Genomic DNA, 22,982 nt, shown 5'->3' on the forward strand with positions numbered 1-22,982 from the left:
TGCGCTCGTCCCGGAGACGGATGCTCTTGCGCGGGGGAGGGGACGGCCCTAATGTGCAACCACATGGTTGTACGAACGGACGCCGACATCGACCTGCTCTTCCGGGCGCTGGCCGACAGCACCCGCCGCGACATCGTCGCCCGGGTGCTGGTCGGCGAGCAGTCCGTCTCCGCACTCGCGGCGCGCTACGAGATGTCGTTCGCGGCGGTGCAGAAGCACGTGGCCGTCCTCGAGCGGGCGGCACTCGTCCGCAAGCGGAGGAGCGGGCGGGAGCAGCTGGTGCAGGGTGAGGTCGCCGCAGTGCGGCGGGCGTCGCGCCTGCTCGACGCCTACGAGCAGCTGTGGGCGGGGAGGATCGACCGCATGTCGGACCTCCTCGACGAGGAGTGACACCCGCGAGCCGACCGGCGCGCGGGATCTGCTGGAGGGAGAGGCGCGATGAGCGTGCTGCAGTCCGTGAAGGACATCGAGGAACTGACCCTGACCGTGACCGCCGAGTTCGACGCGGGGATCGAGCGCGTCTGGCTCCTCTGGACGGATCCGCGCCGCCTCGAGCGCTGGTGGGGGCCGCCGACCTGGCCGGCGACCTTCGAGCGGCACGAGCCGGTCGAGGGCGGACGGAGCGCCTACGTCATGACGGGACCGGACGGCGAGCAGGCGCGCGGCTGGTGGCGCGTGACCCGGGTGGAGGAGCCGACGCGGTTCGAGTTCGAGGACGGCTTCGCCGACGAGCGCGGCGACCCGGTCGACGCGCTGGGGATCACCCGGGCCACGGTCACCCTCGACGAGATCGAGCCGGGGCGCACGCGGATGGTCCTCAGCAGCCGTTTCGAGTCGGTCGAGCAGCTCGAGCAGATGGTCCAGATGGGCATGGAGGAGGGACTCCGCCAGGCGATGGGGCAGATCGACGCGATCCTGCTCGAGGACTGAGTCGGCGCCGTCGCCCCGGAGGCCTCGGCGCTCGCCGCGCCGAGCCTCCGTGTGGAGGAGCCGCCCGCGCTACTGCTCGGAGTCGGTGAGGGCGGCGGCGTAGGCGCGGACGGAGCGCTGGTACCGGGGGAGCCCCGGAGCCAGCGCCTCCAGCGCGATCCGCAGGGCCTCGTCGACGCGCCCGGCGCTGTGCAGGGCGAGCGCGAGGAACACCTCCCGCGCGGAGCCCACCGCGGGGTGCGCGGCGGCGCCGGCGAGGAGGTCGATCGCCTCATCGGTGCGGCCGAGGTTCCGGAGTGTCGAGGCGTACTGGATCGTCAACCGCGCCCGCCGCTCGTCATCCAGGCCGGCTGCGAGGGCGCGCTCGTACTCGACCGCCGCCTCCGCCTCGTGTCCCGCGCTGTCGAGGGCGCCGCCCAGCTCGAAAGCGGCGACTCCGTCGTGTCCCGGGTAGCGGGCTGCAAGGACGCGCATCCGCTCGACGACGCCGTCCGGGTCGTCCTGAGCGTCGAGGCGCTCGACCGCCGCGAGCCAGAGGGCGAGCGCGTCGGTCTCGGGGCGGTCGGAGTCGGAGGCGCGTGTCTCGGTCACGCCTCCGACGCTACCGCGCCCGCACAGTGCGGCGGAGCGGGGCTACGAGGCGGTCGAGTCGGCGCCGTCGTCGTCCGACCCGCCGTCGTCGGAGCCGGAGGTGCCCGCTCCGACCGGCGCGGCGCGTCGCCCGGCCTCGATCAGGGCGGTCGACGCAGCCGCTCCGCCGATCAGGGCGAACAGCGCCCAGCCGGCTCCCCACTTGCGCTTGCCGAACAGGGCGTCGAACGAGAGCGCGCCGGGGCCGTCCGCGACGATCGCGGCCGTCGCCGCGACGAGGACGGCGTTGTACTCCCACCCGCCGCCCGCGTTCCACAGGCCGTTGCTCCAGTGCACCTTGCGCACGGCGGTGACCATCGTGGCGACGAGTCCGGCGGCGGCGAGCGGAGTCGCGGCGCCGAGAGCGAGAGCGGCGCCTCCGGCCGTCTCGGTCACCGCTGCGGCGACGGCGTTGCGCCGGGCCGGGTGCATCTCCAGGCTCGACATCATCTGCTCGGTGCCGTCGAGGCCGGGGCCGTCGAACGAGCCCCGCAGCTTCTGCAGACCGTGTCCGACGAAGAGCCCGCCGACGGCGAGACGGAGAACGAGTGAGCCGACCTTCATGGTGACCTCCGGGGTGGGGTGGGGACGTGTAGTGCGAGGGTCCCGGCTGCGCCGCGCCCGGTCAAGGGGTCGCGCCCGGTGAGCGGGCCGCGCGGGAGGCGTGCGCGCTCGTCGAGGGCTCAGAGCAGTGTGTAGGCGGACGCGTCCATCATCACGGTGCCGTCGGTGCACACCTGGAGCTCGGCGGGGGCGCGGACCGCGCCGTCCGGAGCATCGAGGACCTCGGCGACGAGGAACGCGGAGGTCCCGACCGCGCAGCCGTAGGCGCCGGGGGAGTGCCAGGCTACCCGGACGTCCGCCCGGGCGCCGGGGACGAGGATCACGGGAGCATCGGGGTTCGGGCCGGACGCGTCGGCGACCGCGCTGATCCGGTTCCCGTCGGCGTCGGTCGCGTAGACGCCGGGGATGCCCGCGAGAGCGCAGTCCGAGGAGGAGGTGCTGGTGAGCACGAGGTCGAAGGCGCTGTTCCCGGCACCCGACGCGTCGGGGTCGGGGCGGTACTCCATCGTCAGGTCGGAGCCCGTGCAGCGCGCCGCCGCCGGATCCGCGGCGGGAGAACCGGTCGACGAGGGCTCGGGGGTCGCCGTGACCGTCACGGTCACGGTGGGAGCCGGCGTCGGAGCGGGAGTCGGCGAAGCGGTCGCGGTCCTGGTCGGCGTCGGGAGCGGCGTCCGCGCGGACGGGGCTCCGCCGCTGCCCGCGCAGCCGGAGAGGACGAGGACGAGTGCTGCTGCTGCCAGCGCGGAGGCGCCGGTCCGGTGCGAGAACGTGCTCATGTCCGCAGTCTGCCACCGTCCGGACCGGACGGCCCCGCGGATCGGCGAGCATGCTCGGAGATCCCGGACAGGGAGGCGGAGGACCGATGCGGCGGGCGTCCGGAGGTGCCCCTCCTCGCGCCCGCCGCACCGGGGTCGGCGCTAGACGCGGACGACCATCTTCCCGGTGTTGCCGCCGCGCATCATCGAGAGGAACGCGTCCACGGCGTGGTCGATGCCGTCGACGACGGTCTCGTCGTAGGCGATCTCTCCGTCGGCGAACCAGCCGGCCATCAGCCGGTTGAATTCCGGCGCGTGGTCGAGGTAGCCGGACAGCGTGAATCCGCGCAGCGTGAGACCGCGGGTGATGATGTTCGCCATGTTGTCGGGGCCGGGCGTCTTCTCGGTGCTGTTGTAGCCGGCGATCGCTCCGCAGAGCGCCGCGCGGCCGCCGTCGCGGAAGGCGTCGAGGGCCGCTTCGAGGTGGTCGCCGCCGACGTTGTCGAAGTACACGTCGATCCCGTCGGGCGCGGCCTCGGCCAGCTGCTCGCGGACCGGGCCGGAGTGGTAGTCGAAGGCGGCGTCGTAGCCGTACTTCTCGGTGAGCAGGGCGACCTTCTCGGCCGAGCCCGCGGATCCGACGACCCGCTCGGCTCCGAGGAGGCGCGCGATCTGACCGGCGGCCGAGCCGACGGCTCCTGCGGCGCCCGAGACGAAGACGGTGTCGCCCTCCTTCATGCCCGCGATGGCGGTGAGCCCGACGTACGCGGTGAGTCCGGTCATCCCGAGGATGCCGAGGCGGAGCGAGAGCGGCACTCCGGGGATCTCGGGGACGACGCGGAACTGCGACGACTCGGCCTGCACGACGTCGCGCCAGCCGAGCTGGTGCAGGACCGCGCTGCCGACGGGGAACGCGGGGTCGTCGGAGACGGTCACCCGGCCGACGGCACCGCCGGTCATGGTCTCGCCGAGGGCGAAGGGCGGGGTGTAGCTCTTCACGTCGTTCATGCGGCCGCGCATGTAGGGGTCGACCGAGAGGAAGGCGTTCTCGACGCGGATCTCGCCCGCGGCCGGATCGCCGTACTCGACGGTCGCGGTCCGGAAGTCCTCGGCGACGGGCCAGCCGTCGGGGCGGCGGACGAGCTGGATCTGGGTGCTGGTGACGGTGCTCATAGGACCTTTCGTGGTGGTGGAGCGGAGGGGATCAGAGTGAGAGGCCGACGGCGAGAGCGATCACCGCGAGCAGACCCGGGGTCATCTGGGTCAGCGCGGCGCGGCGCTTGGTCGGAGCGGAGAGGAGCAGGACGAGTGCTGCGGCGACCATCGATCCGGCGCCGACGAACACGAGGGCCGCGCCGACGGCGGTGGCGCCGATCGCGACGGCGACGATGCCCGCCACGGTGACGACGGCGAGGAAGAGGTTGTAGAAGCCCTGGTTGTAGGCCATTTCCTTCGTCGCCTCCGCCTCGCCGGCGGTCGTGCCGAACGTCGATCGGGCGCGCGAGGTCGTCCAGAGGACCGACTCGAGCACGAAGATGTAGACGTGCAGCGCCGCGGCGAGAGCGGCGAGCACCAGTCCGAGAACGATCACGGCGGGCCTCCAGGCGATGGTCGTGATGCGGAGGGCTCCGCACCGATTGTGTAACGACCAGTCCACAATATACTGGAGCGAGCGGTCCGCGCCAGTGCGGCGCCGCAGCTGTCACCCCTCAGGAGGAGCACCGTGGGTCGCACGCAGGGCTTCGACACCGAGCAGGTCGTCCGCGCCGCCCGCGCCGTCTTCTGGGAGAGCGGCTTCGAGGAGGCGTCGCTCCCGGACCTGGAGTCCGCGACAGGACTGCGCCGCTCCAGCCTCTACCACGCCTTCGGCAGCAAGCGCGGGCTCTTCGACGCTGCCGTGCAGAGCTACCTCGACGAGGTGGTGCGGCCCCGGCTCGCCCCGCTCGTCGATCCGCGAGGGGCGTCGCCGACGGCGCTCGAGGAGTACTTCACCGGGCTGCGGGCGGCGCTCGCCGACTCCCGCACGCTCTCCGCGAGGAGCGGCTGCCTGCTGCTCAACGCCGCGGGCGCGCCGATCGCGCGCGACGACGCCGTGCGCGAGGTGATCGCCGACTACCGGGCCGAGCTGCTGGGCGCACTGCGCGCCGGAGCGCTGGCCCGCTGGCCCCACGCGCAGGCGTGGGCGTCGGCTCAGGCGGACGTCCTCGTGTCGCTCCTGGTGGCCGCGCTCGTGCTGGCCCGCGTCGATCCGGCGCAGTCGCTCGCCACCGTGGACGCCGCGCTCGCGCTCGTCCGATCCTCCGCGCCCTGACGGCCGTCGCGACGAACGCCGGAGCACCGCTCTCGCGCCGGGCCCGCCCTCGCACCCGGCGCGCCGGGTCGGCCCGCACAGCACGACGCCCCCGTGCGCCTCGCGTCCCGGTGGGACGGATGCGCGCGGGGGCGTCGGACGGGCGGGGTCAGTCGGTGCCGGCGTCGAACGCCGCACCCTCCGAGGCCAGGTCGGTGGCGCGTCCGAGCGCATCGGCCGCTGCGGACCCGCCGCCCTCGGTGATCGCGTCGGCCTCGCCGATCTCGAGCTCGCCGACGAGCTCGGCGGTCGGACCGCCGACGAGGCCGGCGGCCGCGTACTGCTCGAGCCGCGAGCGGGAGTCGGCGATGTCGAGGTTGCGCATCGTGAGCTGCCCGATGCGGTCCTCGGGGCCGAAGGCGGCGTCGCCGACCCGCTCCATCGAGAGCTTGTCGGGGTGGTAGCTCAGCGCGGGGCCGGTCGTGTCGAGGATCGTGTAGTCGTCGCCGCGGCGCAGTCGCAGGGTGACCTCCCCGGAGACGGCCGAGCCGACCCAGCGCTGGATGGACTCGCGCAGCATCAGCGACTGCGGGTCGAGCCAGCGGCCCTCGTACATCAGGCGGCCGAGACGGCGGCCCTCCGAGTGGTACTGGGCGACGGTGTCCTCGTTGTGGATCGCGTTCAGCAGGCGCTCGTAGGCGATGTGCAGCAGCGCCATGCCGGGGGCCTCGTAGATGCCGCGGCTCTTGGCCTCGATGATCCGGTTCTCGATCTGGTCCGAGACGCCGAGCCCGTGGCGTCCGCCGATCGCGTTCGCCTCGAGCACGAGCGCGACGGCGTCCGAGAACTCGACGCCGTTCAGCGCGACGGGACGGCCGGCCTCGAAGCGCACCGAGACGACCTCGGAGGCGATCTCGACCTCGTCGCGCCACGACGCGACCCCCATGATCGGCTCGACGAGCTCGAGGCCGCTGGAGAGCTCCTCGAGGCGCTTGGCCTCGTGGGTGGCGCCCCAGATGTTGGCGTCGGTCGAGTAGGCCTTCTCGGTGGCGTCGCGGTAGGGGAAGCCGCGGGCGACCAGCCACTCCGACATCTCGGTGCGGCCGCCGAGCTCGTTGACGAACTGCACGTCGAGCCAGGGCTTGTAGATGCGCAGGCGGGGGTTGGCGAGCAGGCCGTAGCGGTAGAACCGCTCGATGTCGTTGCCCTTGTAGGTCGAGCCGTCGCCCCAGATGTCGACGCCGTCCTCGCGCATGGCGCGGACGAGGAGGGTGCCGGTCACGGCGCGGCCGAGGGGGGTGGTGTTGAAGTAGGTCTTGCCGCCGGAGCGGATGTGGAAGGCGCCGCACTGCAGGGCGACGAGCCCCTCCTCGACCAGCGCGCTCTTCGCGTCGACGAGGCGCGAGATCTCGGCGCCGTACTGGGCCGCGCGGGACGGGACGCTCTCGATGTCGGGCTCGTCGTACTGGCCGATGTCGGCCGTGTACGTGCAGGGCACCGCGCCCTTCTCGCGCATCCAGGCGACGGCGACGGATGTGTCGAGGCCTCCCGAGAATGCGATTCCGACACGCTCGCCCACGGGCAGACTGCTCAACACTTTCGACATGCCTCCGATTTTAGGAGGAACGGGGACCTCCTCCGTGCCGCGGGAGGTCCGAGCCGCCTCCCGGGGCGCCCGCGCGGGGTGCGCTCCGGCCGTGGGAGCACGTCCTCCGTCGATCCGCGTCGATCGCCGACAACCCCGACCGGGGCGCGCGAGCCGGCCGGAGGCTCCGTGGTCCGGAGGCGGCGCCCGCGCAGCCGGCGCGGATCGCCCGCTCCGGCTGAGTAGTTCCGCGCGGCCCCGATGGACGGCCGTGGCGAGCGCGTGCCAGGCTCCGCTCGACCCCGGCTTCCGCCGCCGCCGCCTCCGAAAGGGCTCTCCGTGCCACGACCTCCTCATCGCCTCGCGGCGATGGCCCTCGCCTGCCTGCTCGCCGCGGGCGGTTCCGCCGCTCTGGCGCCGTCCGCCCTCGCGACGCAGACCGTCGCCGAGACTCCGACCGCCTTCGTCCCGGGGGAGACTCCGCCCGCAGAGGCGCGCGGATCGCAGACCTACACGTACGCCCTCCTCGGCGGCGACTCGCTCGACGCGGGGGAGCGCATCTTCTCGAACGGAGACTCCGCGAGCTTCGAGATGCAGGCGGACGGCAACGCCGTGATCTACGACGCCGGGCGCCGCCCCGTTTGGAGCACCAGGACCCAGGGCTCCGGAGCGACCACGGTGCGGATGCAGGAGGACGGCAACCTCGTCGTCGTGACCGGCTCCGGCACGCCCGTCTGGGCGTCCGGGACCGCGGGAGAGACCGGCGCGCTCGCCCTCATCCAGGACGACGGGCAGCTCGTGCTCGTCCGCCCGAACGGGGACGCGGCCTGGTCCTCGGCCGACGAGCAGGAGCCCGAGCCGGAGCCGATCGCCGACGTCCTCGACAGCGGGCGCGAGCTCTCTCCGGGACAGCAGCTGACCGCCTCCGACGGCCGCTCGCGCGCCGCGATGCAGAGCGACGGCAATCTTGTCGTCTCCGTGGACGGATCGCCGCGCTGGAGCTCCGCCACCTCCGGAGCGGGCAACCGCCTCGCGATGCAGACCGACGGGAACGCGGTGGTCTCGGCCCCCGGGTCCGGCGTGCGCTGGCAGGCGGGAACGCCCGGGAACCCGGGCGCGCGGATGCGGATGCAGAACGACGGCAACCTGGTGATCACCGCCGCCTCCGGACGGCCGCTCTGGGCGAGCTCGACCTCGCGCGCGCCTGAGATCCGCGACGTCCTCTCCTCCGGCTCGCGGCTCAGCCGCGGACAGCAGCTCACCTCGCCGGACGGCCGGTCGCGCGCCTCCCTGCAGGGCGACGGCAATCTCGCGGTCTACTCGCGGGGGGACGTCCGCTGGGGCGCCGGCACCCAGGGCGAGGGCGAGACGCTCTCGATGCAGTCCGACGGCAACGCCGTGGTCACCTCCGCCTCGGGCCGACCCCTGTGGGCCTCGGGTACGGCGGGCAACCCGGGATCCCGCCTGCAGATGCAGAACGACGGCAACCTGGTCGTCTACTCCGCCTCGGGCCGCGCGCTGTGGGCGAGCGACACTCCTCCGGCGCCGCCCGCGCCCGCCGTCCGGGACACCCTCTCCTCCGGGAGCCGGCTCGCGTCCGGACAGATGCTGCGCTCCTCCGACGGAGGGAGCGAGGCGGTCATGCAGGGCGACGGCAACCTCGTCGTCTACTCGCGCGGCTCGGCCCGCTGGGCGGCCGGCACGTCCGGAGGCGGCAACCGGCTCGAGATGCAGTCCGACGGCAACGCCGTGGTCTACGCGGGCTCCGGCGGAGCGCGCTGGCAGTCCGGCACGGCGGGCAGCCCGGGCTCCTGGATGGTCATGCAGAACGACGGCAACCTGGTGATCTACTCGCCGCAGGGCCGCGCACTCTGGGCGAGCACGCAGGCCGCGGCGCCGGCGCCGGGTCCGCGACCGAATGGGCCGATCAGGACGTGCCGGTCATTCTCGAACTGGGCAGAAGCGAACGCCTGGTTCCAGACCTACGCCAACGCCGGCAACCTGGATGGGGACGGGGACGGCGTCCCCTGTCAGGATCTTCCAGGCGCACCCCGCCGGAACTGACCCGTGCCCATCGAGAGGGCGGGAGTTCCGAGTCTCTCCTTTCCTCCTCTGTGGCGGTCGGGGCCGGTCGGTGCACCGGCCGCTCCCGCGCCGCCGGGCGACCCGGCATGCTGGGGCAGGACTCCGCCGACGACGCGGATCGGAAGGACGCCATGACCCCGACGACCCCCTCCAGCCGCGAGAGCCTGCTGGTCACCCCTGACGAGCTCGCCGAGCTCATGGCCTCCACCGAGCCGCCGCTCGTCCTCGACGTGCGCTGGCGCCTCGACCGGCCCGACGGCCGCCCGGAGTACCTCGCGGGCCACCTGCCCGGCGCGGTGCACGTCGACCTCGATCACGAGCTGGCCGCCCACGGCGAGCCGGAGGAGGGGCGCCACCCGCTGCCTCCGATCGAGGTGCTGCAGGAGGCGGCGCGCGGCTGGGGGCTCCGCGGGGGCCGGTCCGTCGTCGTGTACGACGACGCGCGTAGCGTCCCGGCCGCGCGGGCCTGGTGGCTGCTGCGGGCGACGGGAGTGGAGGACGTCCGCCTGCTCGACGGGTCGCTCGCCGGCTGGATCCGCTCGGGGCGGGAGCTCGAGACGGGCGACGTCCCGCGCGAGCGGGGCGACGTCGAGCTGGCCTACGGTCGGCTCCCGGTGCTGGACATCGACGAGGCGGCGGCGCTGCCCTCGGCGGGCGTCCTGCTCGACGCCCGCGCCCCTGAGCGGTACCGCGGCGAGGTCGAGCCGATCGACCCGCGGGCGGGCCACATCCCCGGCGCTCGGAACGCTCCCGCGTCCGCGGCGCTCGACTCCGCGGGGCGGTTCCGGCCCGCCTCCGACCTGCGCGCCGGATTCGAGGCGCTCGGCGTGCGGGAGGACGCCCCCGTCGGCGTGTACTGCGGCAGCGGCGTCTCGGCCGCGGTCGACGTCGTCGCGCTCACGCTCGCGGGCTTCGCGCCGGCGCTCTACCCGGGCTCCTGGTCGCAGTGGTCGAGCACGCCGGGCCGGACGGTGGCGACCGGCCCGGAGGCCTGAACCGCCTGCTCCGGAGCGCCCGCGGAGCTCAGCTGAGGCGGGAGTGCTCGCCGAGGTGGTGCCAGGTGCGGTTGTGGTAGACGAGCGGCGCCGTGGTCTCGGAGTCCTCGGGCACGTGGGCCTCGAGGGCGTGCACGGCGACGATCGTGGACGATCCCGCCTCCATGCGGTTGATCACCGTGCCGCGGATCCAGGCGGCGGCGCCCGGGAAGAACGGCTCGCCCGTGGGCAGCCGCGACCAGAGCGACGTGTCGGCGAAGCGGTCGATGCCGCTGGTCGAGCCCAGGCGCGCCAGGTCGAGCTGCTCCGCCCCGAGCAGGTGCACGACCAGCGTCTCGGACGCCTGGATGGCCGGAGAGCTGGACGAGGCGGACGAGAGCGAGAAGACGAACAGCGGCGGCTCGGCGCTCACCGAGAAGACGGAGGTCGCGGTCAGGGCGACCGGGCCGGTGCCCGGGTCGGCAGTGATCAGCGCGACTCCGGCGGCGTGGTTGCGGAACGCGAGCTTGAAGTCCTCCGGGGAGAGTCCGGCGAAGGCGCGGTGCTCCGGCTCGCGGTCCGGGGTGGTGGCGAGGTTCTCGCGGCTCATCGGAGACTCCTGATCGATCGAGGGTGCGGCACGGGGTGGTGGCCCGCCGTCGCGCCGCAGCACGGCTCCTCCAGACTGGCGCACCGGCCGGGGGAGGGCCGCCCCATTGCGGAGTATGACGCCGCCACCTCGGGGAACGCCGATCCGCCGCTCCCTGTTCCCGATCACGCCGGATCGGGTGCGCGTCGTCGGCGCCGGCGTCCGCGCACCCGTCGCTCGCCCTCAGCGCAACCCGTCGCTGCGGCCGCGGTCTGCGCGCAGACTCGAGGGCATGGCCCACCGTCAGCGCACGTCCACCGCGCATCCCGAGAGCAAGACCTGCGCCTCCTGCGGTCGCGAGATCGAGTGGCGCGCGAAGTGGGCGCGCGACTGGGAGGACGTCCGCTACTGCTCGGACGCCTGCCGCCGTCGCGGAGTCGGACCGGAGGAGGCGCGCCTCGAGGAGGAGATCCGCACCGTCCTGCTCGCGCGAGCGGCGGCGTCGACGGCGTGCCCGTCCGAGGTCGCGCGCCGGGTCGGCGGCGAGGAGTGGCGGCCGCTGATGGAGCCCGTGCGCCGGGCCGCGCGCCGCCTGGTCGACCGGGGCGAGATCGACATCGTGCAGGGCGGACAGGTCGTCGACCCCTCGCGGGCGAAGGGCCCGATCCGGCTGCGGCGGCGCCCCGGCGGACCCCTGTCGCCGGGCGGCGCCGCGGGCTAGCCTCAGCAGATGCCCAGCAGCGACGCCGTCGTCCTCACCGTCCCCGGACCGCACGGCGACCGGGAGGTGCGGATCTCGAGCCCCGAGCGCGTGCTGTTCCCGGAGCCGGGCATCACCAAGCGCGAGGTCGCGGAGTACCTGATCGCCGTCGGCGAGCCGTTCGTCGCGGCGAACGGCGGCCGCCCCGTCTCGCTGCAGCGCTTCTCCTCCGGGATCGAGGGCGAGCAGTTCTTCTCGAAGAACCCGCCCAAGGGCGCGCCCGAGTACGTCCGGTCCGTCCCGGTGACGTACCCGAGCGGGCGGGTGCATCCGCAGCTCGTGATCGACGAGCCCGCGGCCGCCGTCTGGGCGGCGCAGATGAACACCGTCGTCTTCCACCCGTGGGCGTCCCGCGCCGATGCGCCCGACCTGCCCGACCAGCTCCGGATCGACCTCGACCCGCAGCCCGGCACCGACGTCGCCGACGCGGTCGTCGCCGCGCACGCGCTGCGGGAGGTCCTGCGGGAGGCCGGCCTCGACCCGTTCGTGAAGACGTCCGGCAACCGCGGCCTGCACGTCTTCGCGCCGATCGTCGCCGAGCTCGAGTTCCTCGACGTCCGCCACGCGGTGATCGCCGCGGCGCGCGAGCTGGAGCGGCGGATGCCCGAGCAGGTCACGACGGCGTGGTGGAAGGAGGAGCGCGGCGAGCGGATCTTCGTCGACTTCAACCAGGCCAACCGCGACCGGACGATCGCCGGTGCCTACAGCCCGCGGTCGCTCGCGCACGCTCCCGTCTCCACTCCGCTGGACTGGGACGAGCTCGACGGCGTCGACCCGCGGGTCTTCACGATCCGCACGGTCCCGGCGCGCCTCGCCGAGCGCGGTGATCCGTGGGCACGGATGCACGACGCCCCCGGCCGCCTCGACGCCCTGCTCGGCTGGTGGGAGCGCGATGTCGCCGCCGGCCTCGGCGAGCTGCCGTTCCCGCCCGACTTCCCCAAGATGCCGGGCGAGCCGCCCCGCGTGCAGCCCAGCCGCGCGAAGAAGGCCTAGCCGAGGACGTCGCCGAGGTCGTACGCGGTCGGCTGCTCCAGCTGCTCCATGGTGCAGGAGGCGGCGTCGCGGTCCGGGCGCCAGCGCTCGAACTGCACGGTGTGCCGGAAGCGGTCGCCCTCGCGCTGGTCGTAGCGGACCTCGAGCACGAGCTCGGGACGCAGGCGCACGAAGGAGGTGTCGCGGCCGCTCGAGAACCGGCTCCGCTCGCCCTCGCCGCGCACCGGCGCTCCCCCCGCGTCGCGCTCGACCGCGGGTGCGAGCTCCTCCAGCAGCTGCACGCGACGCTCGTCGCTGAAGGCCGAGGCCCCGCCGATTTGGCGGACCTCTCCGTCGTCGCCGTGCAGGCCGAGCAGGATCGAGCCCACGCCCGGCTTGGAGGCGTGCTCGCGGTACCCGATCGCGATCACGTCGGCCGTGCGGCGGTGCTTGACCTTGAGCACGGCGCGCTTCCCGGGGGAGTAGGGCGCGGCCAGGGGCTTCGCCACGACGCCGTCCAGTCCTGCGCCCTCGAAGCGCTCCAGCCAGTCGCGCGCCAGGGCCTCGTCGTCGGTGGCGCGGCCGAGGTGCAGCGGATGCGGGACGCCGGCCATCACCGCGGCGAGCGCCTCCCGCCGCGCCGAGTACGGCTCCTCGAGCATGCTGCGCCCGTCCACGGCGAGCAGGTCGAAGGCGACGAGCATCGCCGGGGTGGTCTCCGCCAGCATCCTCACGCGGCTCGCGGCCGGATGGATGCGCTGCGAGAGCAGGTCCCAGTCGAGCCGCTGCACTCCCGGCTCGCCGGTCGCCAGGACGATCTCGCCGTCGAGCACGCAGCCGTCGGGGAGCAGCCGGAGGAAGGCCTCGACGAGCTCGGGGAAGTACCGGGTCAGCGGCTTGGAGCCGCGGCTCCCGATCTCGCACTCCCCGCCGGAGACCGAGACGATCGCGCGGAACCCGTCCCACTTCGGCTCGTAGGAGTATCCGCCCTCGACTGCGGTCTGCTCCGGCACCGCAGGAACGGCCTTGGCGAGCATCGGGGCGAGGGGGAGCGCGAACGGGAGGTCCATGCCCTGATCATCCCGGCCGCGGTCTCCGACCGCACCCCCTTCCGGAAGGCTGTGGACCGGGACGTTCCGGGCCCGCCGCGGAGGTTCGAGGCGTAGCGTTCCCGGCATGAGCATTGACTGGAAGCGCTGGACGCCCGTCGCCGTCGTCCCCGCGGTCGTCGTCGCCGCGGCCGTCGCCCTCCCCCTCTCGGCGAGCGCCGCGGGGGACCTCCCCGAGAAGTCCGCCGCCGACCTCCTCGCCTTCGTCGCCGAGAGCGACGCCACGGCGTTCTCCGGCGAGATCCAGCAGACCTCGGACCTCGGCCTGCCCGACCTCTCGGCGCTCGGCGGCTCCGCCGGCTCGGCGTCCGCCGACCCCGCCGACTCCCTCGTCGAGCTCGCCACCGGCTCGCACCAGGCGCGCGTGTACGTCGACGCCGAGAAGGGCGCGCGCCTCCAGGTGCTCGACCGGCTGGCCGAGCGCGACGTCGTCGCCTCGACGACCGACGGAGTCTGGATCTACGACTCGAGCGCGAACACCGCCACCCACCTCGTGCCTCCCGCGGGCGGAGCGCCCGAGGCCTCGCCGGGCGATCAGGTCGTGACGCCGTCGTCCGCCGCCGAGCAGCTGCTCGCCGCGATCGACCCGACGACCACGGTCGCGGTCGGCTCGGACGTCAGCGTCGCCGGGCGCGATGCGTACGAGCTCGTGCTCACGCCCCGCGACGGCGGCACCCTCGTGGGCTCCGTGACCGTCTCGATCGACGGCGAGACGGGCCTCCCGCTCGGGGTAGCCGTGACCGCCCGCGGGGGCACCGCGCCCGCGTTCAGCGTCGCGTACACGAGCATCGACTTCTCGACACCCGACGCGTCCCTCTTCTCCTTCACGCCCCCGGCCGGCGCCGAGGTGACGGAGCAGGCCGCTCCGGTCGACGACGCGGCGGACGCCTCCGACGCGCCCGCCGCGGACACGGCCGAGCGCTCCGACGTCGTCACCACGGGCTCCGGCTGGACGAGCGTCGTCGAGCTGCCCGCCGGTGACGCCGACGCGCTCTCCTCGCTCGACGCGGTCACCACTCCCGTCGACGGGGGCCGCATCCTCTCCTCCGCCCTGCTGACCGTCCTCGTCACCGACGACGGACGCGTCCTCGCCGGCGCGGTCCCGGCCGAGGCGCTCCGCGACGCGGCCTCCGCTCGGTGACGGCGGGCGAGCTCGCCGTCGAGACGCGGGGCCTCACCAAGCGCTTCGGGCGCCAGGAGGCGGTCTCCGGTCTCGACCTCGCCGTTCCCCGCGGCGCCGTCTTCGGCTTCCTCGGCCCGAACGGCTCGGGCAAGACAACGACGATCCGGATGCTGCTCGCCCTCGCCGCGCCGACCGTGGGCAGCATCACCGTCCTCGGGCAGGCGATGCCCCGGCGCGCGGCCGAGGTCCTGCCCCGGGTGGGGGCGCTGGTCGAGGGGCCGGGCTTCTACCCGTTCCTCTCCGGAGCGGCCAACCTCCGGCGCTTCGACGCCGCGGAGGCGGGCACCTCGTCCCGCACCCGCGACACCCGCGCGAAGGAGGCCCTCGCCCGCGTCGGCCTCTCGGCCGCGGCGCGCAAGAAGGTCGGCTCCTACTCCCTGGGGATGAAGCAGCGGCTCGGCATCGCGGTCGCCCTGCTCTCGCCGCGCGACCTGATCGTGCTGGACGAGCCCACGAACGGCCTCGACCCGCAGGGCACCCGCGAGGTCCGCGCTCTGGTGCGCGGACTGAACCAGGACGGCACGACCGTCCTCGTCTCCAGCCACCTCCTCGCCGAGATCGAGCAGCTCTGCACCCACGCCGCCGTCATGCGCACCGGGCGCCTCGTCGCCCAGGGCGGGCTCGACGAGCTGCGCGGGGACGCCGCCTCGGTCGAGCTGCTGACGCCCGACCGCGAGCGCGCGATCGTGGCTCTGCACACCCGGGGTCTGGAGCCGCGCACCGCGCCGGGCCCGCACCCCGCCGATCCGCCGCTGGTCGTCGCCGCTCTGCCGCCCGGGCTCGCGGCCGAGACGCTGGTGGCCGACCTCGTGCGGGCCGACGTCCGCGTCCGCGGGTTCGCCGTCCGCCGCCCCTCGCTCGAGGAGCGCTTCGTCGAGCTGACCGGGGAGGGCTTCGATGTCGAGCGCTGACGCGACCGTCCGCCGCGCGGGGATCGGGTCCCTGCTCGCCTCCGAGCTCGCCCTGCTCTTCCGCCGGCGCCGCACCTGGGCGCTGCTCGCGGCCCTGGCCGCCATCCCGATCCTGCTCGCCGTCGCGGTGCGGCTCTCGGGCGGCGACGGAGGCGGGCCCTCCTTCGTGGGCGCGATCGCCGGCAACGGCCTCTTCACCGGCTTCGCGGCCATCACGGTCGCCGTCCCGCTGTTCCTCCCGCTCACGGTCGGGGTCGTCGCCGGCGACGCGATCGCGGGCGAGGCCTCGCTCGGGACGCTGCGCTACCTGCTGGTCAGCCCCGTCGGCCGCGTGCGGCTGCTCGCGGTGAAGTTCGCCGCCTCCCTCGCCTTCTGCCTCGCCGCAGCACTCACCGTCATGGTGGTCGGGATCCTGATCGGCCTGGCGCTCTTCCCGGCGGGACCGGTGACGCTCCTCTCCGGCAGCACCGTCCCGCTCGGCGACGCGATCGGCCGGGCCCTGGCGATCGCCGTGTACGCGGCGCTCTCGCTGGTCGGGCTCTCGGCGATCGGCCTCTTCATCTCGACGCTGACCGATGTGCCGGTCGGCGCCATGGCGGCCACCGTCGTCGTCTCCATCGCGGCGCAGATCGTCGGCTCGCTCTCGCAGCTGGACGCCCTCCACCCGTTCCTGCTGACCGACCGGTGGTTCGACTTCGCCGACCTCCTGCGCAACCCGATCGCGTGGAGCTCCTTCGGCGAGAACGCGCTGCTCCAGCTCGCCTACGTCGCCGTGTTCGGGTCCCTCGCGATCGGCCGCTTCACCACCCGCGACATCCTCTCCTGATCCTGGGACGACGGAGGCCGCCCTCCCGCACTGCGGTGGGGGCGGCCTCCGATGTCGACGGGGTCAGTCCTGGGGAGCGATCCCGAAGCTGACGGAGCCGCCCTCGTCCACCTGCGCGTCGAGGACCTTGTCGCCGAGAGCGACGGAGGCGGCGACGTCGAGGAACACGCGCGCTCCGTCCTGCTCCACGACGGCGTCCGTCGTCTCGGGGGCCGCGGCGACCGCGACAGCGAAGTTGCGGGCGTCGAGATCGGTGCCGCTGATGCGCAGGCCTCCCTCGACGGGGGTCTCGGTCTGCCCGGTGATGGTCTTGACGACGGTGCTGGCGTTGTCGGTGAGCGTGAGCATCGGGTCGTTCCTTCCGTCCGTGGTCGATGAGGGGGCCACGTTGCCGGGATCCGGCGGCACCCTCAAGGCGGCGGAGCGGATGTGGAGGGGATGCACACCTGGACGGCCCGGGGAGTCGCGGCGCTCGCCGGAGCCGCGCCGGGCCGGGGCGCCGCATCGCCTGCCACACTGGCCGGATGCACCCCGCCGACTCCTGCCCCTGCGGAAGCCGCCGCCACTACGCCGACTGCTGCCGCCCCGCCCACCTCGGCGAGGAGCCCTCGCCGACGGCGGAGCGCCTGATGCGCAGCCGCTACAGCGCGAACGTCCTCGGCAGCGCTCCCTACCTGCTCGCGAGCTGGCACCCCTCGACCCGGCCGCGCCGCATCGACCTCGATCCCGACGTGCAGTGGCGCCGGCTCCAGATCGTCGACACCTCGTTCGGCGGGGAGGGCGACGAGGAGGGCCTGGTCGAGTTCCGCGCCTCCTACCGCTCGCCCGCCGGCCCCGGCCTCGTGCACGAGCGCAGCCGCTTCCTGCGCGAGGACGGTCGCTGGCTCTACGCCGACGGCGAGATGCTCGGCGACGAGGCCTGATCCGTCCGGGCCGTCCTACTCTGGAGGCATGGCCAAGGACTTCCGCCGGGCGGACGACGCGTCGCGCTACGAGCTCCACCTCGACGGCGCCCTGGTGGGCGTCCTCGACTACCGCGAGGCGCCCGGCAGCGTCTCCCTCGTCCGCTCCTTCACGACCCCGCCCTTCCGAGGCCGCGGGCTCGCAGGGGAGCTGGTCTCCTTCGCCGTCGACGACATCGAGGCCGCCGGCGGGCGGAGCGTCGTGCCGATGTGCTGGTACGTCGGGCAGTGGTTCGAGCAGCACCCCGAGAAGGCGCACCTCCTCGCTCCCTCCTGAGCCGCTCACTCACTCGCGGACCGCGGGCTCCACTCCGGCCAGGTCCGGGCCGAGGCCGATGTCGACCAGGCGCAGACGGCCCGCGTAGGAGTCGCCCGGAGGCAGCAGCAGACCGGCCTTGATCGCGCCGAAGGCGACCGTCACATCGGCGCGCAGCACGGTGGGATCGGGGACCGACCCGTCGTCGGGATGGACGCCGCTCGGCAGGTCGACCGCGACGACCACCGGGCGCTCGGCCCGCCGCTCGAGCGCGTCGAGCACCGCCTCGACGACGACGCGCGGCCGTCCCCGCAGCGCGGGCTCCGTCGCTCCGATGCCGAGGATCCCGTCGACCAGGACATCCGCCCGCGCCACCGCCGCGGCGAGGCCGGGCGCGTCGTCGGCCGGCACCTGCCCGCAGCCCTCGTCGAGCGCCACGGCGAGGCCCCGGCGGTGCACCCGCTCGGCCGTGAGGACGAGGACGACGTCGGTTCCGGAGGAGGAGAGCTCGGCGGCCGCGTAGAGCGCGTCACCGCCGTTGTCACCCGGACCGACCAGGACGAGCACCGAGCCCGGACGGGAGCGGTCGGAGCGCCCGGCGAGCACGAGACGCAGCTCGCGGGCGAGGCCGTCGGCGGCGCGCTGCATCAGCGGCTCCCGCCGGGCCAGGTGCGGAGCCTCGGCGGCCCGCACCTGCGCGGACGTGTATCCCTCGACCATGCGCTCCACTGTGCGCGCGGCGCTGCGGGCGTGCAACCCCGTCAGCTCTCCTGCACCGCCCGGTCCGACTCCTCGACGATCGCCCGCATCGCGGCCTCCGCAGCGTCCGCGTCGCCCGAGGCGACGGCGGCGGCCACCGCCCGGTGCAGCCGCACCGCGGTGGAGTCGGCCTCGCGCGGCATGAGCGCATTGCGGGTGCGGCCGGCGAGGACCTCGGCGACCAGATCGCCCAGCTGCGCGAGCATCCGGTTGCCGGACGCGGCCAGGAGGGAGCGGTGGAAGGCGGTGTCGGCGGCGAGGTAGGCGGACTGGTCGGCTGCGCGGGAGTGGGTGGAGAGGGCGTCGCCCGCCTCCGTGAGCGCCCGCCGCTGCTCCTCGGTCGCGTTCGCCGCGGCGAGCCGGGCGGCGAGCGGCTCCACCCCGAGTCGGAGCTCGCTGAGCTGGTGCAGCTGGCGCCGCCGGTCCGGGCCGTCCAGTCCCCACGCGACGACCCGCGTGTCCAGGGCGTTCCAGCACTCCGGAGGCTGGACCCGCGTCCCCGCGCGGCGGCGGGACGTCACGAGCCCGAGCGTCTCGAGGACGCGCACGGCCTCCCGCATCACCGAGCGGGAGACCCCGCGCCGCTCCGCACGCTCGTCGGCGCTGAAGGTGGTGCCCGGCGCGAGCTCGCCGCGCACGATCTGCGAGCCGAGCTCGTCCAGCACCGAGTGGTGCAGTGAGGGCGTCGGCGCGGGCATGCGGTCATCCTGCCATCGCCGGAGTCGCGCCCCGGCCGATCTTCGGGCATGATCGGGACACACGCAGGTTATGTCGGACAAAAGCCGGCCGCTGGCCGTCGGCTCGACCAAGGACGCTCATGACACCGACCCTCCTCCCCGCCCTCAACGCCGCCGCCGGGGACGCCCCCGCCACCACCGCCGGGCAGGGGCAGCTGATCCTCGCCGCCGTCGTCGGCATCGCCGTGATCGTCGTGCTGATCACCTGGCTGAAGCTGCACCCCTTCGTCTCCCTGCTGATCGGAGCGCTGACGACGGGCCTGATCGCGGGGCTGGCGGCGGCGGACGCGGTCGCCAGCTTCGCGCTGGGGTTCGGCAACACCATGGGCGGCGTCGGCATCCTCATCGGCCTCGGCGCGATGTACGGCAAGCTCCTCGCCGACTCGGGCGGCGCGGACCGCATCGTGGACACCCTCATCGCCCGCTCGAGCACTCGCGCGCTGCCCTGGATGATGGGCTTCGTCGGCGCGCTGATCGGGCTGCCGATGTTCTTCGAGGTCGGGCTCGTGCTGCTGATCCCGGTCGTGATCCTTGTCGCCCGCCGGAGCGGTCTGCCGCTGATGAAGGTGGCGATCCCGACGCTCGCCGGCCTCTCGGTGATGCACGGCCTCGTCCCGCCCCACCCCGGACCGCTGGTCGCGCTCGGCGCGAACCTCGGCGTGACCCTCGCGTTCGGCGTCCTGGTCGCGATCCCCACCGTCGTCGTCGCCGGCCCGCTCTTCGGCCGGGTCGCCGCCCGCTGGGCGCCGGTGGAGACGCCGCCGCTCTTCGGCGAGGGCGCGGGCGAGACGCGCGAGCACCGCCCGGGCTTCGCCGCTGCCGTCGCGAGCATCCTGCTGCCGGTCGTCCTGATGCTGGGCAAGGCGATCGCCGACATCGCGGCCCCGGGCTCCACGGACGCCTGGAAGGGCGCCCTCGACTTCCTCGGCACGCCGACCATCGCGCTGGGGATCGCGCTCCTGGCCGGTCTGGTCCTGCTCGGCCGCGGCGGCCGGATGAACCGCACCGAGCTGCAGGCCTCGCTCTCGAGCTCGCTGCCGCCGATCGCGGGCATCCTGCTCATCGTCGGCGCGGGCGGCGGTTTCAAGCAGGTCCTCGTCGACACCGGGATCGGCGGGGTGGTCGCCCAGCTCGCGGAGGGGAGCGGCGCCTCGGCGCTGCTGCTCGCCTGGCTCGTGGCCGTCGTGATCCGCGTGGCCACCGGCTCCGCGACCGTCGCCACCGTGACCGCCGCAGGCATCCTCCAGCCGCTGACCGAGACCATGGACGGGCCGATGGTCGCCCTCATGGTGCTCGCGATCGGCGCCGGCTCGGTGTTCCTGTCGCACGTCAACGACGCCGGGTTCTGGCTGGTGAAGGAGTACCTCGGGCTCAGCATCGGCCAGACGCTCAAGACCTGGACCGTGATGGAGTGCCTGGTCTCAGTGACCGGGCTCGCCGGGGTCCTCCTGATCGGTCTCTTCGTAGGAGGTATCTGATGACCGCTCTTCCCACCGTCCCCGTCCGCGCCGTCGTCGTCATGGGCGTCTCCGGCAGCGGCAAGTCGACCGTTGCGTCGCTCCTGGCGCGCCGACTCGGCTGGGAGTTCCTCGAGGGGGACGACCTGCACCCGCAGGCGAACGTCGACAAGATGCACGCCGGCATCCCGCTGACCGACGAGGACCGGGCGCCCTGGCTCGCCGAGATCGCCCGCGTGGTGGACCAGCGGATCGCCGCGGGCGGCTCGGTCGTCGTGACCTGCTCGGCCCTGCGCCGCCGCTACCGCGACGTCCTCCGCCGCGACGACCTCGTCTTCGCGCACCTCGCGGGATCGAGGGACCGGATCGCCGGGCGGCTCGCCTCGCGGGTCGGCCACTTCATGCCGACCACGCTGCTCGACTCGCAGTTCGAGGCGCTCGAGCCCCTCGGTGACGACGAGCTCCACGTCACGGTCGACGTGGGCGGCGCTCCGGAGGAGGAGATCGCCGAGATCCTCGGAGGGCTCGGCCTCGCCCCCGCGGGCGCCTAGCCCAGCAGCGACTCCACCGGCACGGCCGGGAGGTCGAAGGCCGCGGCGACGGCGGCGTTCGTCACCCGGCCGTCGTGGGTGCTCAGGCCGCGGGCGAGCGCCGAGTCGGAGGCCAGGGCGGCCCGCCACCCGCGGTCGGCCAGCGCGAGCGCGTAGGGGAGCGTCGCGTTGGTGAGCGCGCGGGTCGAGGTCTCGGGAACGGCGCCGGGCATGTTCGCGACGCAGTAGTAGACGCTCCGGTGCACGGGGAACACCGGGTCGTCGTGCGTGGTCGGACGCGAGCCCTCGAAGCAGCCGCCCTGGTCGATCGCGATGTCGACCAGGACCGAGCCCGGCTTCATCGTGGCGACCATCTCGTCGGTCACCAGCTTGGGCGCCTTGGCGCCCGGGATGAGGACGGATCCGATCACGAGGTCGGCGTCGGCCAGCTGCGCGGCGATCTCGTAGGCCGAGGAGGCGCGGGTCTGGATCGCGCCCTGGAAGCGGTTCTCGAGCTGCGCGAGGCGGGGGAGCGAGAGGTCGACGATCGTGACGTCGGCCCCCATGCCGAGGGCGTTCGCCGCGGCGTGCTCGCCGGCCGTGCCGCCGCCGATCACGACGACCTTCGCCTTCGGAGTGCCGGGGACCCCGCCGAGCAGCGTGCCCCGTCCGCCGACGGCACTCATGAGGTGGTAGGCGCCGACCGTGATCGACAGGCGCCCGGCGACCTCGCTCATCGGCGAGAGCAGCGGCAGCCGCCGGTCGTCCAGCTGGACCGTCTCGTAGGCGATGGAGGTCGTCCCCGCCGCGAGCAGCGCATCGGTGCACGGGCGGGAGGCGGCGAGGTGGAGGTAGGTGAAGAGCACCTGGTCGCGGTGCATCCGCGGGTACTCGGCCTCGATCGGCTCCTTGACCTTGAGGACCAGCTCGGACTCGCCCCAGACCTCGTCGGGCCCGTCGACGACGAGGGCGCCGGCGCGGCGGAAGTCGTCGTCCGACACGCGCGAGCCCAGGCCCGCGCCGGCCTCGACGAGGACCTCGTGGCCGCGGCGCACCAGCTCGTGGACGCCGGCCGGAGTGGCGGCGACCCGGTTCTCGTTGTTCTTGATCTCGGTGGGGATCCCGACGCGCACGGCGGCTCCTTCGCTGCGGCCCGCGGGGCGGGCGGTGGGCGCCGATCCTGCACCGGCTCTGCCCCCATCGTGCGAAGATCGTGCCCGGAGCGGAGGAACTCCGCAGGATCGGTCGGAAGTCACCGCACGGGCCGAAGGTTCGTCGGCGGAGTGAGGGAGCGGGCGCATGCCACCGAAGGATCTGCACGACCTCGACGACCTGGATCCGGTCGATCGGACCCTGGTGCGCCTCCTCCGCGCCGACGCGCGGACGCCCAACAGCCGGCTCGCCGAGCGCGCCGGCATCGCCCCGTCGACCTGCGTCGCACGCGTCCGGGGCCTCGTCGAGCGCGGCGTCATCACCGGCTTCACCGCCGAGCTCGACCCGGCGGCGCTCGGCCTGACCCTGCAGGCGCTGATCAGCGTCAGCATCCGCGTCGGCCAGCGCCAGGCGATCACGCGCTTCGCGGAGGAGATCCGCGCGCTGCCCGAGGTGGTGCAGGTGTTCTTCCTCGGCGGCTCGGAGGACTTCATCATCCACGTCGCGGTCCGCGACTCCAGCGACGTGCGGGACTTCGTGGTCTCGAACCTCTCGGCGAACCCGGCGGTGGCCTCGACGCGCACGAGCCTGGTGTTCGACCACCACCGCAAGGGCCCGGCGGTCCCCGAGTAGCGCGGGCAGGCGCGGGTCCGAGCGGCCGCTCGGCCCGCGTCCGTCCCTCGGGGCTAGTGCGCCCCGGGGTTCACGTCGCCGCCCCCGCGCTGCATGAGGCCGGGGATGCGCTTGGCGAGCCCCGGGATCGCCTCGTCCGAGATCGAGATCCGCGTGTCGCGCAGGCGCTGGCGCAGCAGGGTCTCGACGTCCTCCTCCGGTCGCAGCTCGGCGTCGCCGGCGACCTGCAGCAGCACGCCGCGCAGCTTCTCGTCGAGCTGCGCGTCGTCGCTGCCGTGCTGGATCGGGTGGTCCTGGGATGCGTTCGTCATGCCTCCATGCTGGCACCGGCGA

The 22,982-nt window shown here is 74.1% G+C and carries 28 protein-coding genes; 15 read left to right on the plus strand and 13 right to left on the minus strand.

The window, feature by feature from the left end; all coding sequences use genetic code 11:
* Window positions 1-63: 63 nt before the first annotated feature.
* Together C5D04_RS01220 and C5D04_RS01225 are read left to right on the plus strand one after the other, a co-directional pair.
* On the plus strand, window positions 64-390 hold the full coding sequence (locus tag C5D04_RS01220; RefSeq protein ID WP_104233406.1) for a helix-turn-helix domain-containing protein: 327 nt from the start codon (window positions 64-66) through the stop codon (window positions 388-390).
* A 48-nt stretch (window positions 391-438) separates the two neighbouring features.
* On the plus strand, window positions 439-930 hold the full coding sequence (locus tag C5D04_RS01225) for an SRPBCC domain-containing protein (protein ID WP_104222538.1): 492 nt from the start codon (window positions 439-441) through the stop codon (window positions 928-930).
* Between the two features lie 69 nt (window positions 931-999).
* Here the strand turns inward: C5D04_RS01225 and C5D04_RS01230 are convergent, their stop codons facing one another.
* From C5D04_RS01230 to C5D04_RS01250, 5 genes are all read right to left on the minus strand, one after another.
* The gene (locus C5D04_RS01230; RefSeq protein ID WP_258068809.1) at window positions 1,000-1,521 is read right to left on the minus strand and encodes a tetratricopeptide repeat protein; all 522 of its coding nucleotides are present in this window, start codon (window positions 1,519-1,521) and stop codon (window positions 1,000-1,002) included.
* Between the two features lie 42 nt (window positions 1,522-1,563).
* A complete protein-coding gene (locus C5D04_RS01235) occupies window positions 1,564-2,124 on the minus strand; it encodes a DoxX family protein (protein ID WP_104238585.1) in 561 nt (186 codons plus the stop codon).
* A gap of 119 nt (window positions 2,125-2,243) precedes the next feature.
* Window positions 2,244-2,900: a DUF4232 domain-containing protein gene (locus tag C5D04_RS01240; protein ID WP_104347084.1), complete on the minus strand. Its 657-nt coding sequence runs from the start codon at window positions 2,898-2,900 to the stop codon at window positions 2,244-2,246.
* 141 nt (window positions 2,901-3,041) lie between these two features.
* Complete coding sequence (locus C5D04_RS01245; RefSeq protein ID WP_104222542.1) at window positions 3,042-4,052, minus strand: NADP-dependent oxidoreductase; 1,011 nt, start codon at window positions 4,050-4,052, stop codon at window positions 3,042-3,044.
* Between the two features lie 31 nt (window positions 4,053-4,083).
* Window positions 4,084-4,470 carry a DUF1304 domain-containing protein gene (locus tag C5D04_RS01250; protein WP_104267417.1) on the minus strand — a complete coding sequence of 129 codons (387 nt, stop codon included), beginning with the start codon at window positions 4,468-4,470 and terminating at the stop codon, window positions 4,084-4,086.
* A 132-nt stretch (window positions 4,471-4,602) separates the two neighbouring features.
* On the opposite strand from C5D04_RS01250, the gene C5D04_RS01255 reads away from it, so the two are divergent.
* Window positions 4,603-5,190, plus strand: a complete 588-nt coding sequence (locus tag C5D04_RS01255; protein ID WP_104267416.1) for a TetR/AcrR family transcriptional regulator — start codon at window positions 4,603-4,605, stop codon at window positions 5,188-5,190.
* Between the two features lie 148 nt (window positions 5,191-5,338).
* On the opposite strand, the gene argG is transcribed toward C5D04_RS01255, so the two are convergent.
* Window positions 5,339-6,775, minus strand: a complete 1,437-nt coding sequence (gene argG, locus C5D04_RS01260; protein WP_104222545.1) for an argininosuccinate synthase — start codon at window positions 6,773-6,775, stop codon at window positions 5,339-5,341.
* Between the two features lie 348 nt (window positions 6,776-7,123).
* Here argG and C5D04_RS01265 point away from each other — a divergent pair, with 348 nt between their 5' ends.
* Together C5D04_RS01265 and C5D04_RS01270 are read left to right on the plus strand one after the other, a co-directional pair.
* On the plus strand, window positions 7,124-8,818 hold the full coding sequence (locus tag C5D04_RS01265; RefSeq protein ID WP_181137654.1) for a hypothetical protein: 1,695 nt from the start codon (window positions 7,124-7,126) through the stop codon (window positions 8,816-8,818).
* 152 nt (window positions 8,819-8,970) lie between these two features.
* Window positions 8,971-9,834 (plus strand): sulfurtransferase, encoded by an 864-nt coding sequence (locus tag C5D04_RS01270; RefSeq protein ID WP_104292478.1) that lies wholly within the window; start codon window positions 8,971-8,973, stop codon window positions 9,832-9,834.
* A gap of 28 nt (window positions 9,835-9,862) precedes the next feature.
* Here C5D04_RS01270 and C5D04_RS01275 read toward each other — a convergent pair whose 3' ends face one another.
* Complete coding sequence (locus C5D04_RS01275) at window positions 9,863-10,423, minus strand: flavin reductase family protein (protein ID WP_104222547.1); 561 nt, start codon at window positions 10,421-10,423, stop codon at window positions 9,863-9,865.
* Between the two features lie 271 nt (window positions 10,424-10,694).
* Here C5D04_RS01275 and C5D04_RS01280 point away from each other — a divergent pair, with 271 nt between their 5' ends.
* Entirely contained in the window at window positions 10,695-11,123 is a 429-nt protein-coding gene (locus C5D04_RS01280) for a DUF2256 and DUF3253 domain-containing protein (RefSeq protein ID WP_104295628.1), read from the plus strand.
* Between the two features lie 9 nt (window positions 11,124-11,132).
* Window positions 11,133-12,155, plus strand: coding sequence for a non-homologous end-joining DNA ligase (ligD, locus tag C5D04_RS01285; RefSeq protein WP_181137655.1), 1,023 nt, complete (start codon window positions 11,133-11,135; stop codon window positions 12,153-12,155).
* Here ligD and C5D04_RS01290 read toward each other — a convergent pair.
* Entirely contained in the window at window positions 12,152-13,204 is a 1,053-nt protein-coding gene (locus C5D04_RS01290; RefSeq protein ID WP_104347086.1) for an ATP-dependent DNA ligase, read from the minus strand. The two genes, ligD and C5D04_RS01290, sit on opposite strands and share 4 nt — an antisense overlap.
* Before the next feature lie 106 nt (window positions 13,205-13,310).
* Between C5D04_RS01290 and C5D04_RS01295 the strand changes: the two genes are divergently transcribed.
* Genes C5D04_RS01295 through C5D04_RS01305 form a run of 3 tightly spaced genes read left to right on the plus strand, consistent with a single transcriptional unit; the run spans window position 13,311 to window position 16,163 of the window.
* Window positions 13,311-14,384 (plus strand): DUF2092 domain-containing protein, encoded by a 1,074-nt coding sequence (locus C5D04_RS01295; protein ID WP_104222550.1) that lies wholly within the window; start codon window positions 13,311-13,313, stop codon window positions 14,382-14,384.
* Window positions 14,381-15,337 (plus strand): ABC transporter ATP-binding protein, encoded by a 957-nt coding sequence (locus tag C5D04_RS01300; RefSeq protein ID WP_104288289.1) that lies wholly within the window; start codon window positions 14,381-14,383, stop codon window positions 15,335-15,337. The genes C5D04_RS01295 and C5D04_RS01300 overlap by 4 nt, the downstream gene beginning before the upstream one ends.
* The gene (locus C5D04_RS01305) at window positions 15,324-16,163 is read left to right on the plus strand and encodes an ABC transporter permease (RefSeq protein WP_104233366.1); all 840 of its coding nucleotides are present in this window, start codon (window positions 15,324-15,326) and stop codon (window positions 16,161-16,163) included. Before C5D04_RS01300 ends, C5D04_RS01305 begins: the two co-directional genes overlap by 14 nt.
* A gap of 63 nt (window positions 16,164-16,226) precedes the next feature.
* On the opposite strand, the gene C5D04_RS01310 is transcribed toward C5D04_RS01305, so the two are convergent.
* On the minus strand, window positions 16,227-16,511 hold the full coding sequence (locus C5D04_RS01310) for a hypothetical protein (protein ID WP_104222553.1): 285 nt from the start codon (window positions 16,509-16,511) through the stop codon (window positions 16,227-16,229).
* A 176-nt stretch (window positions 16,512-16,687) separates the two neighbouring features.
* Between C5D04_RS01310 and C5D04_RS01315 the strand changes: the two genes are divergently transcribed.
* Both C5D04_RS01315 and C5D04_RS01320 read left to right on the plus strand, forming a co-directional pair.
* On the plus strand, window positions 16,688-17,086 hold the full coding sequence (locus tag C5D04_RS01315; RefSeq protein WP_104347087.1) for a YchJ family protein: 399 nt from the start codon (window positions 16,688-16,690) through the stop codon (window positions 17,084-17,086).
* A gap of 28 nt (window positions 17,087-17,114) precedes the next feature.
* Complete coding sequence (locus C5D04_RS01320) at window positions 17,115-17,402, plus strand: GNAT family N-acetyltransferase (protein ID WP_104222554.1); 288 nt, start codon at window positions 17,115-17,117, stop codon at window positions 17,400-17,402.
* 9 nt (window positions 17,403-17,411) lie between these two features.
* Here the strand turns inward: C5D04_RS01320 and C5D04_RS01325 are convergent, their stop codons facing one another.
* Together C5D04_RS01325 and C5D04_RS01330 are read right to left on the minus strand one after the other, a co-directional pair.
* Window positions 17,412-18,101 (minus strand): NAD(P)H-hydrate epimerase, encoded by a 690-nt coding sequence (locus tag C5D04_RS01325; RefSeq protein ID WP_104340109.1) that lies wholly within the window; start codon window positions 18,099-18,101, stop codon window positions 17,412-17,414.
* A gap of 41 nt (window positions 18,102-18,142) precedes the next feature.
* Complete coding sequence (locus C5D04_RS01330; RefSeq protein ID WP_104225394.1) at window positions 18,143-18,838, minus strand: FadR/GntR family transcriptional regulator; 696 nt, start codon at window positions 18,836-18,838, stop codon at window positions 18,143-18,145.
* A gap of 119 nt (window positions 18,839-18,957) precedes the next feature.
* Between C5D04_RS01330 and C5D04_RS01335 the strand changes: the two genes are divergently transcribed.
* Both C5D04_RS01335 and C5D04_RS01340 read left to right on the plus strand, forming a co-directional pair.
* Window positions 18,958-20,355, plus strand: coding sequence for a GntP family permease (locus C5D04_RS01335; protein WP_104347088.1), 1,398 nt, complete (start codon window positions 18,958-18,960; stop codon window positions 20,353-20,355).
* Window positions 20,355-20,885, plus strand: a complete 531-nt coding sequence (locus tag C5D04_RS01340; protein ID WP_104225392.1) for a gluconokinase — start codon at window positions 20,355-20,357, stop codon at window positions 20,883-20,885. Before C5D04_RS01335 ends, C5D04_RS01340 begins: the two co-directional genes overlap by 1 nt.
* On the opposite strand, the gene ald is transcribed toward C5D04_RS01340, so the two are convergent.
* Window positions 20,882-21,997 (minus strand): alanine dehydrogenase, encoded by a 1,116-nt coding sequence (ald, locus tag C5D04_RS01345; RefSeq protein ID WP_104347089.1) that lies wholly within the window; start codon window positions 21,995-21,997, stop codon window positions 20,882-20,884. The two genes, C5D04_RS01340 and ald, sit on opposite strands and share 4 nt — an antisense overlap.
* 166 nt (window positions 21,998-22,163) lie before the next feature.
* Between ald and C5D04_RS01350 the strand changes: the two genes are divergently transcribed.
* Window positions 22,164-22,649 (plus strand): Lrp/AsnC family transcriptional regulator, encoded by a 486-nt coding sequence (locus C5D04_RS01350; RefSeq protein ID WP_104222560.1) that lies wholly within the window; start codon window positions 22,164-22,166, stop codon window positions 22,647-22,649.
* Between the two features lie 53 nt (window positions 22,650-22,702).
* On the opposite strand, the gene C5D04_RS01355 is transcribed toward C5D04_RS01350, so the two are convergent.
* Window positions 22,703-22,960 (minus strand): hypothetical protein, encoded by a 258-nt coding sequence (locus tag C5D04_RS01355; protein WP_104222561.1) that lies wholly within the window; start codon window positions 22,958-22,960, stop codon window positions 22,703-22,705.
* Window positions 22,961-22,982: the final 22 nt, after the last annotated feature.

This window comes from Rathayibacter sp. AY1D2 (genome assembly GCF_002932695.1).
In the GTDB taxonomy this organism is placed as follows: Bacteria; Actinomycetota; Actinomycetes; order Actinomycetales; family Microbacteriaceae; genus Rathayibacter.

What these genes read in the sequence shown, in the direction of transcription:
- C5D04_RS01220 (WP_104233406.1), top strand. Translation starts at nt 64, where the DNA reads ATGGTTGTACGAACGGACGCCGACATCGACCTGCTCTTCCGGGCGCTG.
- C5D04_RS01225 (WP_104222538.1), top strand. Translation starts at nt 439, where the DNA reads ATGAGCGTGCTGCAGTCCGTGAAGGACATCGAGGAACTGACCCTGACC.
- C5D04_RS01235 (WP_104238585.1), bottom strand. Translation starts at nt 2,124, where the DNA reads ATGAAGGTCGGCTCACTCGTTCTCCGTCTCGCCGTCGGCGGGCTCTTC.
- C5D04_RS01240 (WP_104347084.1), bottom strand. Translation starts at nt 2,900, where the DNA reads ATGAGCACGTTCTCGCACCGGACCGGCGCCTCCGCGCTGGCAGCAGCA.
- C5D04_RS01245 (WP_104222542.1), bottom strand. Translation starts at nt 4,052, where the DNA reads ATGAGCACCGTCACCAGCACCCAGATCCAGCTCGTCCGCCGCCCCGAC.
- argG (WP_104222545.1), bottom strand. Translation starts at nt 6,775, where the DNA reads ATGTCGAAAGTGTTGAGCAGTCTGCCCGTGGGCGAGCGTGTCGGAATC.
- C5D04_RS01265 (WP_181137654.1), top strand. Translation starts at nt 7,124, where the DNA reads ATGGCCCTCGCCTGCCTGCTCGCCGCGGGCGGTTCCGCCGCTCTGGCG.
- C5D04_RS01270 (WP_104292478.1), top strand. Translation starts at nt 8,971, where the DNA reads ATGACCCCGACGACCCCCTCCAGCCGCGAGAGCCTGCTGGTCACCCCT.
- C5D04_RS01275 (WP_104222547.1), bottom strand. Translation starts at nt 10,423, where the DNA reads ATGAGCCGCGAGAACCTCGCCACCACCCCGGACCGCGAGCCGGAGCAC.
- C5D04_RS01280 (WP_104295628.1), top strand. Translation starts at nt 10,695, where the DNA reads ATGGCCCACCGTCAGCGCACGTCCACCGCGCATCCCGAGAGCAAGACC.
- ligD (WP_181137655.1), top strand. Translation starts at nt 11,133, where the DNA reads ATGCCCAGCAGCGACGCCGTCGTCCTCACCGTCCCCGGACCGCACGGC.
- C5D04_RS01290 (WP_104347086.1), bottom strand. Translation starts at nt 13,204, where the DNA reads ATGGACCTCCCGTTCGCGCTCCCCCTCGCCCCGATGCTCGCCAAGGCC.
- C5D04_RS01295 (WP_104222550.1), top strand. Translation starts at nt 13,311, where the DNA reads ATGAGCATTGACTGGAAGCGCTGGACGCCCGTCGCCGTCGTCCCCGCG.
- C5D04_RS01305 (WP_104233366.1), top strand. Translation starts at nt 15,324, where the DNA reads ATGTCGAGCGCTGACGCGACCGTCCGCCGCGCGGGGATCGGGTCCCTG.
- C5D04_RS01310 (WP_104222553.1), bottom strand. Translation starts at nt 16,511, where the DNA reads ATGCTCACGCTCACCGACAACGCCAGCACCGTCGTCAAGACCATCACC.
- C5D04_RS01315 (WP_104347087.1), top strand. Translation starts at nt 16,688, where the DNA reads ATGCACCCCGCCGACTCCTGCCCCTGCGGAAGCCGCCGCCACTACGCC.
- C5D04_RS01320 (WP_104222554.1), top strand. Translation starts at nt 17,115, where the DNA reads ATGGCCAAGGACTTCCGCCGGGCGGACGACGCGTCGCGCTACGAGCTC.
- C5D04_RS01325 (WP_104340109.1), bottom strand. Translation starts at nt 18,101, where the DNA reads ATGGTCGAGGGATACACGTCCGCGCAGGTGCGGGCCGCCGAGGCTCCG.
- C5D04_RS01330 (WP_104225394.1), bottom strand. Translation starts at nt 18,838, where the DNA reads ATGCCCGCGCCGACGCCCTCACTGCACCACTCGGTGCTGGACGAGCTC.
- C5D04_RS01335 (WP_104347088.1), top strand. Translation starts at nt 18,958, where the DNA reads ATGACACCGACCCTCCTCCCCGCCCTCAACGCCGCCGCCGGGGACGCC.
- C5D04_RS01340 (WP_104225392.1), top strand. Translation starts at nt 20,355, where the DNA reads ATGACCGCTCTTCCCACCGTCCCCGTCCGCGCCGTCGTCGTCATGGGC.
- C5D04_RS01350 (WP_104222560.1), top strand. Translation starts at nt 22,164, where the DNA reads ATGCCACCGAAGGATCTGCACGACCTCGACGACCTGGATCCGGTCGAT.
- C5D04_RS01355 (WP_104222561.1), bottom strand. Translation starts at nt 22,960, where the DNA reads ATGACGAACGCATCCCAGGACCACCCGATCCAGCACGGCAGCGACGAC.